The organism is Pseudomonas sp. P1_A1, assembly GCF_056406935.1.
The window spans coordinates 94293-106928 of the sequence record NZ_JBFTZE010000001.1 but is presented as its reverse complement, the minus strand read 5'-3'; the positions used below and the strand labels follow the sequence as shown (position 1 = coordinate 106928).

The window sequence follows — 12636 nt, the reverse complement described above, 5'->3', positions numbered from 1 at the left end:
ATCCTCTTCACTACCCCAGTGAACGCAGTCAGTAAACGAGGAGCAAGAGATGAAACATTCAACGGCTGAAATCATCCGCGAATACGGGCCTTTTCCGGGCATCGACCATGTGCACGGCGTCACCCATGACGGTCAACGCGTCTGGTTTGCCTCCGGCGACAAACTCAACGCCCTGGACCCGGCCAGCGGCAAGACTCTGCGCTCGATCGATGTCGCCGCCCATGCCGGCACGGCCTTCGATGGCCAGCATCTGTTTCAGATCGCCGAGGATCGCATCCAGAAAATCGACCCGCAGACCGGCCGCGTCCTCTCCACCATCCCCGCGCCCGGTGGCGGTGGTGACTCGGGGCTGGCGTGGGCCGAAGGCACGCTCTGGGTCGGTGAGTATCGCGAGCGCAAGATCCATCAGGTCGACCCCCAGACCGGGGCGGTGCTGCGCACCCTCGAGTCCAATCGCTTCGTTACCGGGGTGACGTGGGTCGAGGGCGATCTGTGGCACGGCACCTGGGAAGGTGACGAGAGCGAGCTGCGACGAGTCGATCCGGCCACGGGCGAGGTTTTGGAGAGCGTCCAGATGCCGGCTGGCGTCGGCGTGTCGGGGCTTGAGTTCGATGGCCAGGACCGGTTTTTCTGTGGCGGCGGCAACAGCGGGAAGGTGAGGGCCGTGCGCCGACCTGAATGAAAGGCTGCGACTATAAAGCGGCTTTGTATCAGAGTGCTTGCAGAGACAGTGAGTGTGACTGCCGCTGTTCGAGATCGGTTTGGGGCTGTGTCCTACGGGGGGAACTCGGAAATAGCCGATTGGGCCGGCCCCTGAAATGACTGTGGAATATGAGTTATTTACGATACAACCATTACCCATTCTTTACGTTGGCACAGTGCTCAAAGCCCCGCAAACACTGTCTGAAAGGGCGAGAAAGGTAGTTTTTCTCGCCTAAACAGAGAGTGACGTAATGAAGTTGAACAAAGTTGTAAAAGCGGCGGTGGTCTTCGCCTTGTTGTCGTCCTTGTCGGGTTGCTGGATGTTCTTCCCGCCGGGTGGTGGTGGTGGTGGTGGTGGTGGTGGTGGTGGTTTCGGCCATCCTGGAGGTTTCGGCGGTGGTCCCGGTGGCGGCCCGCGCTGACCAGCCATCAGCCAGTGTGACCCATCCTGTCAGAAGGTGAACGCTTGCGCCGACCGTGATGGACGCTGAGTCATCTCGGTCTCCAGCAGATGCTCAACCAGCACATCATTCAAAAAGCGGAACTGATCGTTGAGCCCGACCACTTCGTTACTGAAGTGGTTGGTGGCTGCCGGCATCAGCAAGGTTTCGAATTGTTTGTCGAACACCAGCGCGACGGCTTTGCGAGAGACAACCTGCTGCGAATAGTAGTTGCTGCCGAATACCGGAAAGCTGAACGCGAGGCTGACGGAATAAATCATGATGTACCCCTCCGATGCGGGGTTTGAGTGGCGATGAGGTGATCCTGCACCTGGCAGTTTTTTTTGCGGAAGGCATTCGCGGCGATGGTGAATATCGACGTGGATGATGGTGGCGTTCTCCGGTGGTCTTGCGAGCCCGCTCGCGAAGGTATTTTTTAGGGCGCAACCGCGTTTCCTGACGGACGGCCGCCGGCCCCGGCCTATACTCAAATCAACATGCTTTTGCGCGTCGAACACTCCGTTCGACGCAGACTGTAGGACACCGCGATCTTGAACCTGCGTTCGCTGATCGTCGCTGTGTTGGTGGTACTGGCGGGATGCGTAACGACTGCGCGTGCCCCGGTAGCCGTGGCGCCGGTAGTGGTTTCCCAAAGCACCTGGCAGCAGGTGGACCAGGAAATTGTCGCGGCTTCGCAGCAGGCCACCGAACAGGCCAGGGTATATGCCCGCGGGTCCATGGAGCATTGGCGCACGCGGGTTTACGAACAGACCGAAGAAGTCTTCATTCCGTGGTTCAGCAGCTATTGGACCCAGGAATGGCTGTCGATGAAGGTCAGCTGGTACACCATCAGTGCCGGGGGCGAACAGGATGCCTCAGCCAAACGCCTGGCGGCCTATCTGCTGGAACAATATCACCACAAAGTGCTGGACCCTGTTGCGGTGGAGATCGATCCCGACGAGATCCTCGGGCAGGCGACAGCGTATTACGTGCAAGCTCTCGGCCAGCAACTTCAGGTCATCTCCCACCGTCATGGCGTGCCGATGGCGCAGCTCAACGAACGTATCCAGAAGATTCCGGCGATTTCGCTGGGTCCGCCGCCTGCCCGTGACGCGTCGCTGTATCAGGTGGTGCACAGTGAGTCGCTGACTACGTTGCCGGCCTACGCGGCGTTGATCGACAAGATTCACACGGCAGGCGGCGAGAAGGGTATCGCCTCGACGGACGCCGGCATGACGCCGGTGGCCAAACGCGCAAGCAAGCGGATGGAAGCCGAAATGGCTCCACGAGGCGCGGCCGGTGCCGTGGCRGCAGCGGCGGGGAAACTGGCCGGGGCGTTGATTTCCCTGGGAGTGGCGGGGGTGCGCGCGGTTATTCAGGCCAACGACCGACCCGATAGCGAGGCGCTGATGCGCAGCAGCCTGGGCGACTCATTCGACAAGGCATGGCTGAAGCTGGTGCAAAACCCTACAACCGGCGTCATGGCCGGAACGTTGTACATGGCCGGGCAAATCGAAGGCAGCCTGGCCCAGCCCGTTGCACAGCCCCTTGCACAACCCCTCGAACAGCCCGTCGAACCGTCGGTCGGCTTGGGTGCGGGATCTGTCGATTGGAGCCACGCTGGATCGACTATCCAGCAGATCAACCCATAACCCGAGGAGAATGATCATGGCTTACGTTGATGGTTTTGTTGCAGCAGTACCCAAGGCCAACCGCGAAAAATTCAAGAAACACGCGGAGTCCGCCGCCGCGATTTTCAAGGAAAACGGCGCGCTCAGCCTCGCCGAATGCTGGGGCGACGACGTGCCTGATGGCAAAGTGACGTCGTTTCCCATGGCGGTCAAACTCAAGGAAGACGAGACCGTGGTGTTTTCCTGGATCGTCTGGCCGGACAAGCCCACCCGCGACGCCGGCATGGCAAAACTGATGAGCGATCCGCGAATGCAACCGGACGTCAATCCGATGCCGTTCGACGGCCAGCGGGCGATTTTTGGCGGTTTCGAAATGCTCGTCAAAGCCTGAAGAGGCGCCAGGATCACTCCGGCGTCGGGGTGATCCTGCAGCTTTTGCGATTGCGAATCTCGCTGTCCGACGGCCGCTCCTTGATGAACTCGAAGCGCGGCTCGCCCTCGTTGTAATGAACCAGCCAGCCCCATTCCAATTCGGACTCATCCTGGCCGGGCTTCGGTGGCACGGCCCACCACGGCTCTTTGCTGATGACCTGACGCATGGCGTCCTCCCGTCGATTCGGTTGCTTCAACTATAACGCGCATGCCGACAGGTGCCAGAAATGGGCTTGCCGGCGTGGTATCCCTTTGTAAAATCAGAGGGTCCCCGAGCCGTGAGGTGCCAGACATGAGCGATGAAACCCGTGAGCCGTTCAAACGGCTGTTCTTCGCCCTGAACTGTGCGCCCGAACAACGCCGGGCCATTGCCCAATGGCGCAGCGCACTGGGGCTCAACGTCGGGCGCCCGGTGCCGGCGGAAAACTTTCATCTGACCCTGCTGTTTCTCGGCACGGTGGGCATTGCGCAAATAGCGGGTGTCTGCAAGGCCGCCGCCAATATTCGCACGTCTGGCGTGCCGTTGACGGTGGTGCTGGATCGGCTGGACGTCTGGCGTCGCTCCGGGGTGTTGCTGCTGGCACCCGCGCAGGCTGCGCCGGAGTTGCTGCGCCTGGTGTATGCGCTGGAGCAGGCCATGTTGCCGTTCGGTTTTGAAGACACCCGCCGGGAATTCCGCCCGCATTTGACCTTGATGCGCGACTACCGCGCGCCGGTCCCCGAATCCGCGACGCCGCCCGAGTTTTACCTGCGCGCCGATCGCTTCAGCCTGTTCGAGTCCCGTAAAGGCCGATACATAGCGCTGGCCGAGTGGCCGCTGGTCGCTTCATAAGCCCACAAAAAAAGGCGCCCGAGGACGCCCGAAACTCACCTTGACCGAGGAAGCCAGGTGAGGCCGTTCCTCTGAGAGGAGTGCAGCGGTGGTAAGGCGCTGCGTGAACGGAAAAGGGAAAGCGATGATCGTTCCCACGCTCCGCGTGGGAACGATCAGGCGGGTTTGCGATGCCAGTGGGGGTTACTTACCGAGCTTCACCCGCGTCCAGCCCCGGGTCATGATCCGCTGGGTGGCAATCGGCATGTCAGGAATGGCATACAACGTCGCCATCACCGCTTGCGGCGGATACGACCCCGGGTCGTCGCGAATCGCTTCATCCACCAACGGCGTGGCCGCTGCGTTGGCGTTGCTGTAGCCGACGCTGTTGGTGACTTCGGCGATGATGTCCGGGCGCATCAGGAAGTTCATGAACAGGTAGGCGTTGTCGACGTTGGCGGCGTCCCGAGGGATGGCGACCATGTCGTAAAAGCTGCCGGCGCCTTCTTTCGGGATGCTGTACTCGATCTTGACCTTGTCGCCGGCTTCCTGGGCGCGGGCCTTGGCTTGCAGCACATCACCGGAGTAACCGACGGCGACGCAGATGTTGCCGTTGGCCAGGTCGGAGATGTATTTCGACGAATGAAAGTAGGCCACCGACGGCCGGATCTTCATGAACAGCGCTTCGGCTTCGGCGATTTGCGCCTTGTCCCGGGAGTTCACCGGATAGCCCAGATAGTGCAGGGCAGCCGGAAGCATTTCTGTCGGTGAATCAAGAAAGCTGATGCCGCAGGCTTTGAGCTTGGCGGCGTTTTCCGGTTTGAACAGCAAGTCCCAGGAATTCACCGGGGCGTCAGTGCCCAGCACTTCCTTGACCTTGGCCGGGTTGTAGCCGATGCCGATCGAACCCCACATGTACGGGAAGGCGTGGCCGTTATCCGGGTCGCTGGCCGAGGCGTTTTTCAGCAGCACCGGGTTGAGATTCTTCCAGTTCGGCAGCTTCGATTTGTCCAGTTCCTGATAGACCCCGGCCTTGATCTGCTTGGCCAGGAAGCTGTTGGACGGCACCACGATGTCATAGCCGGATTTTCCCGCCAGCAGCCGTGCCTCAAGGGTTTCGTTACTGTCGAACACATCGTAGGTCACGCGGATACCGGTCTCGTCCTCGAACTTCTTGACGGTGTCCGGGGCAATGTAATCCGACCAATTGTAGACGCGCAGAACCTTGTCATTGGCCTGGGCGCCAGCGGTCATTGCGCCCAATAAGGACAGTGTCAGCAGAGTCCTGCCAAACATTTTCATCGGTACAACTCCATTTCTTGTTTTTCAAAAACGCAACGCTGTGAAACGCGACGGCCTAGGCCGTCGCTTCTACCATTTGCTTTTTCGGTTGCTGCCAGGATTCGCTGGCGGTCTGGTCCATGGCTTCCTGAATCGCCCGTTTGCGGGTGGCTTCGGCCTTGCGGCTGAAGTACCAGACCAGGAAGGTCACCAGCGACACCGCCAGCAGAAACAAACTGGCCACCGCATTGATCTCAGGCTTCACGCCCAGGCGCACCGCCGAGAATACTTCCATCGGCAGGGTCGTCGAACCTGGCCCCGACACGAAGCTCGCCAGTACCAAGTCATCCAGCGACAAGGCAAACGACATCATGCCGCCGGCTGCCAGTGACGGCGCGATCATCGGGATGGTGATCAAAAAGAACACCTTGAGCGGCCGTGCACCGAGGTCCATGGCAGCTTCTTCGATCGACAAATCCAGCTCACGCAAGCGCGCCGATACCACCACCGCCACATACGCGGCACAGAACGTGGTGTGAGCGATCCAGATGGTGACGATGCCGCGTTCCTGCGGCCAGCCGATCATCTGCGCCATGGCCACGAACAGCAGCAACAGCGACAGACCGGTGATCACTTCCGGCATCACCAGCGGCGCCGTCACCAGGCCACCGAACAGCGTACGGCCCTTGAAGCGCGTCACGCGGGTCAGCACGAACGCCGCCAATGTGCCGAGCGCCACCGCGGCAATCGCCGTGTAGCAGGCGATTTCCAGCGAGCGCACCACCGAGCCCATCAGTTGCGTGTTGTCGAGCAGGCCGACGTACCACTTCACCGACCAGCCCCCCCACACCGTTACCAGTTTCGAGGCGTTGAACGAGTAGATCACCAGAATCAGCATCGGCAGGTAGATAAACGACAGGCCGAGCACCAGCATCAATCGTGAAAATCCGAAACGGTTCATCCCCGTCCCTCCATCTCTTTGGCCTGGCTACGGTTGAACAGCAAAATCGGCACAATCAGGATCGCCAGCATCACCACCGCCAGGGCGGACGCCACCGGCCAGTCGCGGTTGTTGAAGAACTCCTGCCACAGCACGCGGCCGATCATCAGGGTTTCCGGGCCACCCAACAGTTCCGGAATCACGAACTCACCGACCACCGGAATGAACACCAGCATGCAGCCGGCGATGATCCCGTTCTTGGCCAGCGGAACCGTGATTTTCCAGAAATTGTTGAAGTTGCTCGAGCCCAGGTCCGACGCGGCTTCCAGTAGGCTGCCATCGTGCTTCACCAGGTTGGCGTACAGCGGCAGCACCATGAACGGCAGGTACGCGTAGACCACCCCGATGTACACGGCGGTGTTGGTGTTGAGGATCTCGATCGGCTGCGACGTGAGCCCGGTCCACATCAGGAACGCATTGAGCAATCCGTTGTTGCTGAGGATGCCCATCCACGCATACACGCGAATCAGGATCGCGGTCCAGGTCGGCATCATGATCAACAGCAGCAAGACGTTTTGCGCTTCCTTGCTGGCCTTGGTGATCGCATAAGCCATCGGGAAACCGATCACCAGGCACATCAGCGTGCTTAAGAATGCGACCTTCAACGAGCCGAAGTAAGCCGAGATGTACAGCTCATCTTCGGTCAGCAGCGAGTAGTTGCCGAGGTTCAGCAGCAGCTGGAATTTCTGTTCGGCGAAGGTGTAAATCTCGGAGTAGGGCGGAATGGCCAGGGCTGCTTCCGAGAAGCTGATCTTCATCACCAGGAAGAACGGCAGCAGGAAAAACAGGCACAGCCACAGGAATGGAATGCCGATGACCATTTTGCGGCCACTGGGCACCAGGCGCAGGAACTGCTGATTGAAGGTTCTCATGAGCGCAGTACCACGCCGCTGTCGTCTTCCCACCACACATAGACCTGATCGTCCCAGGTCGGGCGCGCGCCACGGCGTTCGGCGTTGGCCATGAACGACTGGACGATCTTGCCGCCAGGCAACTCCACATAAAACACCGAGTGGCCACCGAGGTAGGCGATGTCGTGCACCTTGCCTTCGGACCAGTTGTAGCGGGTTTCGGGCTTGAGGGTGCTGACCAGCATTTTTTCCGGGCGGATGGCGTAGGTGATCGACTTGTCCTGCACCGAGGTGCTCACGCCGTGGCCGACGTAAATCTTCTGGGCAAGGTCGGGGCTGTGAATGATCGCGTGACCTTCCAGGTCTTCCACGACGGTGCCGTCGAAGGCGTTCACGTTGCCGATGAATTCGCAGACCATGCGGCTGACCGGTGCTTCATAAATGTCCACCGGGCTGCCGATCTGGGCGATCCAGCCCAGGTGCATGATCGCGATGCGCTCGGCCATGGTCATGGCTTCTTCCTGGTCGTGGGTCACCATCACGCAGGTCACGCCGACCCGCTCGATGATTTCCACCAGCTCCAGTTGCATCTGCGAACGCAGCTTTTTATCCAGTGCGCCCATCGGTTCATCGAGCAACAACAGCTTCGGCCGCTTGGCCAACGAACGCGCCAGTGCCACACGCTGACGCTGACCGCCGGACAACTGATGCGGCTTGCGCCTGGCGTATTGGGTCATGTGCACCAGGCGCAGCATTTCTTCGACACGGGCGTCGATTTCGCTGGCGGGCAAACGGTCCTGCTTGAGACCGAAGGCGATGTTCTGCGCCACCGTCATGTGCGGGAACAGCGCATAGGACTGGAACATCATGTTGATCGGTCGTTCGTAGGGCGGCATGTCAGTGATGTCGACACCGTCGAGCAGAATCCGCCCTTCGGTCGGGCGCTCGAAGCCGGCGAGCATGCGCAGCAGCGTCGATTTGCCCGAGCCGGAACCACCGAGCAAGGCGAAGATTTCGCCTTGATGGATCTCCAGGGACACATCGTCCACGGCGGTGGTTTCGTCGAATTTCTTGGTGACGCGGTCGACTTTCACCAGCACCTTTTTCGGTGCCTGGTGACCATCAAGAGCCTTCCTGTAGATGCTGGAGGCGTTTGCCATATGAAACTCCCAACAGGTTTCAGTCGTCGGGCCAACACGGCCTGACTTAAGAGTGGATTGCAAACCCGGGCCGGGCGATGCGCTGGCGCTCGGGCTTATTCGGCACCGCCGTCCTGGCTGCCTGGTCGTACTTGTTGTTATTGCGGTTCATCTATTACGCGAGCCACCGGCGCGCAAAGGCACGCCCGCCAGACTCACGGAGGCAGTCAATCGATTGGTAATGTCTGAAGTCAGCGCGTATTGCGCAGCGCCGCCCGTTGTCGGCACGCCTCGCCAAACGCCTGGAAAATACTCAAGTAAGGGGGATTCGAAAGCACCTGCCATTCCGGGTGCCATTGCACGCCGACGGCGAAGGTCTTGCTGTGCTCGACGGAGATCGCCTCGATCAAACCATCCGGCGCGATCGCCTCAGCGCGCAGGCCGGGTGCGAGTCGGTCGATGCCCTGGCTGTGAATCGAATTGACCTGGAATACCTGTGGCAGGTCCAGTGCTTCGAACACACCGCCCGGTTGCACAGTCACTGCATGGGCCGGTGCGTATTGCACCGCCAGATCGGGACAGTCCGCTTCCCGGTGATCGAGCATGCCGGGCAGTTCGTGCACCTTCTGATGCAGGCTGCCGCCGAACGCCACGTTCATTTCCTGAAAGCCCCGGCAGATGCCGAGCACCGGAACACCGGCGGCGATGGCTGCGCGCAATAAGGGCAGGGTGGTGGCGTCCCGTTGCGGATCGTGATCCGTACCGGGAGCGCTGGCCGGGCCTTGATAGTGGAAAGGCTCCACATTCGACGGCGAGCCGGTCAGCAGCAGACCGTCGAGCTGCGCGAGCAGCGCATCGGTTTCGGTCAGGTCGCCTAAGGAAGGAATGACCACTGGCAGCCCCAATGCCGCGAGGCTGACAGCACGCAAGTACTTGTCGCCGCTGACGTGGTAGGGGTGCAGGCCAATCTGTTTGACGCACGCAGTAACGCCGATCAATGGCTTGAATGCCATTTTTATCACCTCGAAGTTTCACACTTGAACGAGCTTTTCCGGAGCTTAGCCTTGTTGATTTTAATTAACAACTCTCATGTAAAAAATTCTAAACGCCGAACGTCCGATGCTGAGGGTCTACGCGGTGTGTAAGCCTGATATGGCACTCTATGGCCCAAAAAAGGCCAGAAAATAAAGGCTGAAAGGCCATGTGTTCGCTATTGACTTCACTTTGCCGTTCGGGTTGACTGGCTCTCGCAAGTGAAGTGAACATAATAATTAACAGCTAATAGGTGCATCATGTAGGTCCCTCTGCGTGCCGTTCAACTCAACGAAGCAAACGCATTCCTTAAGCAACATCCTGAGGTTTTGTACGTCGACCTTCTGATTGCGGATATGAACGGTGTGGTGCGCGGCAAGCGTATCGAGCGCACCAGTCTCCACAAGGTCTACGAAAAAGGCATCAACCTGCCGGCGTCGCTGTTTGCCCTGGACATCAACGGTTCCACGGTGGAAAGCACCGGCCTGGGTCTGGACATCGGCGACTCGGATCGCATCTGCTATCCCATCCCCGATACCCTCAGCATCGAACCCTGGCAGAAGCGCCCGACCGCGCAGTTGCTGATGACCATGCATGAGCTCGAAGGCCAGCCGTTCTTTGCTGACCCGCGCGAAGTGCTGCGTCAGGTGGTGAGCAAGTTCGATGACATGGGCCTGACCATTTGCGCGGCGTTCGAACTGGAGTTCTACCTGATCGACCAGGACAACGTGAACGGTCGTCCGCAGTCGCCACGCTCGCCAGTTTCAGGCAAGCGTCCGATGTCGACTCAGGTGTACCTGATCGACGATCTGGACGAATACGTCGACTGCCTGCAAGACATCCTCGAAGGCGCGAAAGAGCAGGGCATCCCGGCTGACGCGATCGTCAAGGAAAGCGCCCCGGCGCAATTCGAAGTCAACCTGCATCACGTCTCCGACCCTATAAAGGCCTGCGACTACGCGGTGCTGCTCAAGCGTCTGGTGAAGAACATCGCCTACGACCACGAGATGGACACCACGTTTATGGCCAAGCCATATCCGGGTCAGGCGGGCAACGGTTTGCACGTGCACATTTCGATTCTCGACAAGCAAGGCAACAACATCTTCGCCAGCGAGGATCCCGAGCAGAACGCCGCGCTGCGACATGCGATCGGCGGTGTGCTCGAGACCCTGCCGGCGCAGATGGCGTTCCTCTGCCCGAACGTCAACTCCTACCGTCGTTTCGGCGCGCAGTTCTACGTACCGAACTCGCCAAGCTGGGGCATCGACAACCGTACCGTAGCGGTGCGCGTACCCACCGGTTCGGCGGATGCCGTGCGCATCGAGCATCGTGTCGCCGGCGCCGATGCCAACCCATACCTGCTGATGGCCTCGGTGCTGGCTGGTATTCACCACGGCCTGACCAACGAAATCGAGCCGGGCGCCCCGGTTGAAGGCAACAGCTACGAGCAGAACGAGCAAAGCCTGCCGAACAACCTGCGCGATGCATTGCGCGAACTGGACGACAGCGAAGTCATGGCGCGCTACATCGACCCGCTGTACATCGACGTGTTCGTGGCGTGCAAGGAAAGCGAGCTGGCCGAGTTCGAGAACTCCATTTCAGACCTTGAGTACAACTGGTACCTGCACACGGTTTGATACCCGTATCGGCACATCTTTAATGGCTGATGAATACCCCCTGTAGAAGCTGCCGAAGGCTGCGATCTTTTGATCTTGACCTTCGGCGGCTTCAAGGCAACCAAAATCGAAAGATCGCAGCCTTCGGCAGCTCCTACGGGTGTCAGCCTGACGATCACCTATTCCTCTGCGTAGAGTCACAACCATGACAAACACTCGCAGCGACTGGGAGCAACGCTTCCAGTCCTTGACACTAGAAGGCCGCGCATTCATCGACGGCCAATATTGCCCGGCACTCAGTGGCGCCACCTTCGAATGCATCAGCCCGGTCGACGGCCGCTTTCTGGCGAACATCGCCAGCACCGACGAAGCCGACGCCAATGCGGCAGTCGCCGTCGCGCGCCGTGCATTTGAATCCGGCATCTGGGCGCGGTTGGCACCCGCAGAGCGCAAGCGCATCTTGATTCGCTTCGCGGACTTGATCCTGGTCAACCAGGAAGAACTGGCGCTGCTGGAAACCCTCGACATGGGTAAACCGATCAGCGATTCCATGGCCATCGACATTCCAGCGGCCGCCAACGCGATCCGCTGGAGCGCCGAAGCCATCGACAAAATCTACGACGAAGTCGCCGCCACCCCGCACGACCAATTGGGCCTGATCACCCGCGAACCCGCAGGCGTGGTCGCCGCGATCGTGCCGTGGAACTTCCCGCTGATCATGGCCAGCTGGAAGTTCGCTCCAGCCCTGGCGGCAGGCAACTCGTTCATCCTCAAGCCTTCGGAAAAGTCACCGCTGACGGCGATCCGCATCGCGCAACTGGCCCTCGACGCCGGCATCCCCAAAGGCGTGTTCAACGTCTTGCCGGGTTTCGGTCACACCGTCGGCAAGGCGCTGGCGCTGCACATGGACGTCGACGTGCTGGCCTTCACTGGCTCCACCGCGATTGCCAAGCAACTGATGATCTACGCCGGGCAAAGCAACATGAAACGCGTCTGGCTGGAGGCGGGCGGCAAGAGCCCGAACGTGGTGTTCGCCGACGCGCCGGATTTGCGCGCAGCCGCTCAGGCAGCGGCTGGTGCGATTGCCTTCAACCAGGGCGAAGTCTGCACCGCCGGCTCGCGCCTGCTGGTGGAGCGCTCGATCCGCGAGCAGTTCATTCCGTTGCTGGTGGAGGCACTGCAAGCCTGGAAACCGGGGCATGCCCTCGACCCTGAAACCACCGTCGGCGCCGTCGTCGATCAGCGCCAATTGGACAATGTGCTGCGCTACATCCAGGTCGGCAAAGACCAGGGCGCGCAACTGATTGCTGGCGGCAATCGTGCCCTCGAAGGCTCCGGTGGCCTGTACGTGGAGCCGGCGATTTTCGACGGCGTGACCAACGCCATGACCATCGCCCGTGAAGAAATCTTCGGCCCGGTGCTGTCGCTGATCACCTTTGACACCGCCGAAGAAGCGCTGCAGATCGCCAACGACAGCATCTTCGGCCTCGCTGCTGGTGTGTGGACCAGCAATCTCAGCAAGGCCCACACCTTTGCTCGCGGCCTGCGCGCCGGCAGTGTCTGGGTCAACCAGTACGACGGCGGCGACATGACCGCGCCGTTCGGCGGGTTCAAGCAGTCGGGTAACGGTCGGGACAAATCGCTGCACGCGTTCGACAAGTACACCGAACTCAAAGCGACCTGGATCAAGCTCTAACACTT

Annotated in this window: 14 protein-coding genes; 7 read left to right on the top strand and 7 right to left on the bottom strand. The window is 60.1% G+C overall.

Annotation, left to right across the window (positions count from 1 at the left end):
• Positions 1-49: 49 nt before the first annotated feature.
• On the top strand, positions 50-682 hold the full coding sequence (locus tag AC1D2Q_RS00555; RefSeq protein WP_477811865.1) for a Vgb family protein: 633 nt from the start codon (positions 50-52) through the stop codon (positions 680-682).
• 271 nt (positions 683-953) lie between these two features.
• Positions 954-1124 carry a hypothetical protein gene (locus tag AC1D2Q_RS00550; RefSeq protein ID WP_477811864.1) on the top strand — a complete coding sequence of 57 codons (171 nt, stop codon included), beginning with the start codon at positions 954-956 and terminating at the stop codon, positions 1122-1124.
• A 29-nt stretch (positions 1125-1153) separates the two neighbouring features.
• Here AC1D2Q_RS00550 and AC1D2Q_RS00545 read toward each other — a convergent pair whose 3' ends face one another.
• Positions 1154-1423 carry a hypothetical protein gene (locus tag AC1D2Q_RS00545; protein WP_477811863.1) on the bottom strand — a complete coding sequence of 90 codons (270 nt, stop codon included), beginning with the start codon at positions 1421-1423 and terminating at the stop codon, positions 1154-1156.
• A 270-nt stretch (positions 1424-1693) separates the two neighbouring features.
• Here AC1D2Q_RS00545 and AC1D2Q_RS00540 point away from each other — a divergent pair, with 270 nt between their 5' ends.
• Positions 1694-2794, top strand: a complete 1101-nt coding sequence (locus tag AC1D2Q_RS00540; protein WP_477811862.1) for a hypothetical protein — start codon at positions 1694-1696, stop codon at positions 2792-2794.
• A gap of 16 nt (positions 2795-2810) precedes the next feature.
• Positions 2811-3164, top strand: a complete 354-nt coding sequence (locus AC1D2Q_RS00535; RefSeq protein WP_305412295.1) for a DUF1428 domain-containing protein — start codon at positions 2811-2813, stop codon at positions 3162-3164.
• 13 nt (positions 3165-3177) lie between these two features.
• Here AC1D2Q_RS00535 and AC1D2Q_RS00530 read toward each other — a convergent pair whose 3' ends face one another.
• Positions 3178-3372, bottom strand: coding sequence for a hypothetical protein (locus AC1D2Q_RS00530; RefSeq protein WP_018930099.1), 195 nt, complete (start codon positions 3370-3372; stop codon positions 3178-3180).
• A gap of 125 nt (positions 3373-3497) precedes the next feature.
• On the opposite strand from AC1D2Q_RS00530, the gene thpR reads away from it, so the two are divergent.
• Positions 3498-4037, top strand: coding sequence for an RNA 2',3'-cyclic phosphodiesterase (thpR, locus tag AC1D2Q_RS00525; RefSeq protein ID WP_477811861.1), 540 nt, complete (start codon positions 3498-3500; stop codon positions 4035-4037).
• Between the two features lie 183 nt (positions 4038-4220).
• Here the strand turns inward: thpR and AC1D2Q_RS00520 are convergent, their stop codons facing one another.
• The 5 genes from AC1D2Q_RS00520 to AC1D2Q_RS00500 all read right to left on the bottom strand — a co-directional run bounded on the left by AC1D2Q_RS00520 (position 4221) and on the right by AC1D2Q_RS00500 (position 9300).
• A complete protein-coding gene (locus AC1D2Q_RS00520; protein ID WP_477811860.1) occupies positions 4221-5318 on the bottom strand; it encodes a polyamine ABC transporter substrate-binding protein in 1098 nt (365 codons plus the stop codon).
• Positions 5319-5373: 55 nt separating this feature from the next.
• Positions 5374-6258 (bottom strand): ABC transporter permease subunit, encoded by an 885-nt coding sequence (locus tag AC1D2Q_RS00515; protein WP_477811859.1) that lies wholly within the window; start codon positions 6256-6258, stop codon positions 5374-5376.
• Positions 6255-7136 (bottom strand): ABC transporter permease subunit, encoded by an 882-nt coding sequence (locus tag AC1D2Q_RS00510; RefSeq protein WP_167331203.1) that lies wholly within the window; start codon positions 7134-7136, stop codon positions 6255-6257. Before AC1D2Q_RS00510 ends, AC1D2Q_RS00515 begins: the two co-directional genes overlap by 4 nt.
• Positions 7137-7165: 29 nt before the next feature.
• Complete coding sequence (gene potA / locus AC1D2Q_RS00505) at positions 7166-8308, bottom strand: polyamine ABC transporter ATP-binding protein (protein ID WP_477811858.1); 1143 nt, start codon at positions 8306-8308, stop codon at positions 7166-7168.
• Between the two features lie 230 nt (positions 8309-8538).
• The gene (locus AC1D2Q_RS00500) at positions 8539-9300 is read right to left on the bottom strand and encodes a gamma-glutamyl-gamma-aminobutyrate hydrolase family protein (RefSeq protein WP_477811857.1); all 762 of its coding nucleotides are present in this window, start codon (positions 9298-9300) and stop codon (positions 8539-8541) included.
• A gap of 375 nt (positions 9301-9675) precedes the next feature.
• Here AC1D2Q_RS00500 and AC1D2Q_RS00495 point away from each other — a divergent pair, with 375 nt between their 5' ends.
• Together AC1D2Q_RS00495 and AC1D2Q_RS00490 are read left to right on the top strand one after the other, a co-directional pair.
• Positions 9676-10956, top strand: coding sequence for a glutamine synthetase family protein (locus tag AC1D2Q_RS00495; RefSeq protein ID WP_477811856.1), 1281 nt, complete (start codon positions 9676-9678; stop codon positions 10954-10956).
• 184 nt (positions 10957-11140) lie between these two features.
• Positions 11141-12631, top strand: a complete 1491-nt coding sequence (locus AC1D2Q_RS00490; RefSeq protein ID WP_477811855.1) for an aldehyde dehydrogenase — start codon at positions 11141-11143, stop codon at positions 12629-12631.
• Positions 12632-12636: the final 5 nt, after the last annotated feature.

Bases quoted from the DNA above. Each gene is read 5' to 3' on its own strand.
- AC1D2Q_RS00555 (WP_477811865.1), top strand. From the start codon at position 50: ATGAAACATTCAACGGCTGAAATCATCCGCGAATACGGGCCTTTTCCG.
- AC1D2Q_RS00550 (WP_477811864.1), top strand. From the start codon at position 954: ATGAAGTTGAACAAAGTTGTAAAAGCGGCGGTGGTCTTCGCCTTGTTG.
- AC1D2Q_RS00545 (WP_477811863.1), bottom strand. From the start codon at position 1,423: ATGATTTATTCCGTCAGCCTCGCGTTCAGCTTTCCGGTATTCGGCAGC.
- AC1D2Q_RS00535 (WP_305412295.1), top strand. From the start codon at position 2,811: ATGGCTTACGTTGATGGTTTTGTTGCAGCAGTACCCAAGGCCAACCGC.
- AC1D2Q_RS00530 (WP_018930099.1), bottom strand. From the start codon at position 3,372: ATGCGTCAGGTCATCAGCAAAGAGCCGTGGTGGGCCGTGCCACCGAAG.
- thpR (WP_477811861.1), top strand. From the start codon at position 3,498: ATGAGCGATGAAACCCGTGAGCCGTTCAAACGGCTGTTCTTCGCCCTG.
- AC1D2Q_RS00520 (WP_477811860.1), bottom strand. From the start codon at position 5,318: ATGAAAATGTTTGGCAGGACTCTGCTGACACTGTCCTTATTGGGCGCA.
- AC1D2Q_RS00515 (WP_477811859.1), bottom strand. From the start codon at position 6,258: ATGAACCGTTTCGGATTTTCACGATTGATGCTGGTGCTCGGCCTGTCG.
- potA (WP_477811858.1), bottom strand. From the start codon at position 8,308: ATGGCAAACGCCTCCAGCATCTACAGGAAGGCTCTTGATGGTCACCAG.
- AC1D2Q_RS00500 (WP_477811857.1), bottom strand. From the start codon at position 9,300: ATGGCATTCAAGCCATTGATCGGCGTTACTGCGTGCGTCAAACAGATT.
- AC1D2Q_RS00495 (WP_477811856.1), top strand. From the start codon at position 9,676: ATGAACGGTGTGGTGCGCGGCAAGCGTATCGAGCGCACCAGTCTCCAC.
- AC1D2Q_RS00490 (WP_477811855.1), top strand. From the start codon at position 11,141: ATGACAAACACTCGCAGCGACTGGGAGCAACGCTTCCAGTCCTTGACA.